The 1,405-nt window shown below is 43.5% G+C and carries 1 protein-coding gene; it reads right to left on the bottom strand.

What is annotated here, in order from left to right:
* Positions 1-241: 241 nt before the first annotated feature.
* The gene (locus DI392_RS19315; protein WP_109321328.1) at positions 242-997 is read right to left on the bottom strand and encodes a zinc metalloprotease; all 756 of its coding nucleotides are present in this window, start codon (positions 995-997) and stop codon (positions 242-244) included.
* Between the last annotated feature and the right edge of the window lie 408 nt (positions 998-1,405).

The raw sequence follows: 1,405 nt of genomic DNA, 5'->3' as shown, positions 1-1,405 counted from the left end.
TCGCGCAAAGTCATCAGGGTCACGATGTTGCGAACCATCGATATAGAGACCGAATGTAGAGCGGCAGTCCAAAACCCATCACTTGAAGTTTAGCGGATGTTTGACAACCGGGGGAATCCATGTAGCCCTGTTAAGGGGTGAAGCACGCAATGACCAAATTTCCGCATGGCACTTCAACACAAAAACCAACGCATACCAAAAATGCCACGCGTGCTGAATCCCTCTTGAACAGTTTGTTATGTTACGGTGCTAACATCAGCGATTGAGCGAAGTCTCGCATATGTCGTGCATTGTCTGCGGTTTCAGCATTACCACAAGCTTTCCCATAATACTTAATATTCGGTGATGAGTAGACTGGCAATATTTTCTCTGCATACGTCATGACCGTACCAGCATCATAACACCGAGCACCAAATGCATAGGGCTTAATTTGTTTGTGATGTTCTGTTAAAAGCTGTTCTTTTAGCCAGTATACCGCTGTACGATCATGCCACGCCCACGCTAAATGCCCCAGTTCATGCTCTAAAACATGAGGCTTTGCATCATAAGATAAAGCCAAAAAGCTGCGGCTGAAATTTACATGAGCAACTCCCGCTCTATATTGAGAGAATGGAGAGTCTTTAGGAAGAACTAGCACATAATAGTTTCCAATTTTTTGCATTGGTTCAAGAGTCGAATCACCTACATTGAGAACTAATTGTTGATGTAACTTACCACTGTATTTACTTTTGAAATCTGTCAAATCGAGTCTGGTAATACCTGAAAGTGTACGTTTTATCGGGATACAAGAGTTTTCTAAAATAAGGTTTGAATAGTCAATAAACTCTTCAATTCGTGTCTCGCTAATGGAGTCATCTGAGAAAAAATGTACTGGTGTATCAACTTTTGGGATTGATTCACAAACAGGAAGTGACAGCTCCTCACCACCTCGTTTACCCACAAAAAATAAAGCGGCTACCGCAAGCAGCGAGCCACTAACCAACAACTTTTTGTTCATTTAACTTCTCATATCTCGTAGTAACATAACGCCCTGCTAAAGGGCAAAAACCAAGCCATTACACCCACCCTGACCAACTGGAATCTCGAAACTAAACCGAACCAAAAGTGGCGCGTGTTTTTGTCCCGTTGAGCAGTTTGTTATGACGGCGGCTCCGAACCGAACAAAAACGGCTGACACAAAGAATAGAATGAACGAGCATCAACGCCAAGATTCAAGACACCGCATTTTCGATCTGCTTAACCCTTTTGATTACTACCATAAAGCGGTGAGCCAACGGACAAAAAAAGCCCATCTTGCACCAGCGAGAGCTTACAGCCGCAATAAAGACATATCTGGAAAATCACCTACCAAACGAAACGCGGCAAGCCTCTGAGACCAAAAAGAAAGACCGACCTCATAACGCCC

Source organism: Vibrio albus, from assembly GCF_003144035.1.
Lineage (GTDB): Bacteria > Pseudomonadota > Gammaproteobacteria > Enterobacterales > Vibrionaceae > Vibrio > Vibrio albus.
The sequence above is the reverse complement of the archived record's forward strand: the minus strand, read 5'-3'. Positions and strand labels throughout refer to the sequence as shown.

Excerpts from the sequence above, each read along its gene's own strand:
- DI392_RS19315 (WP_109321328.1), bottom strand. The coding sequence starts at position 997 with ATGAACAAAAAGTTGTTGGTTAGTGGCTCGCTGCTTGCGGTAGCCGCT.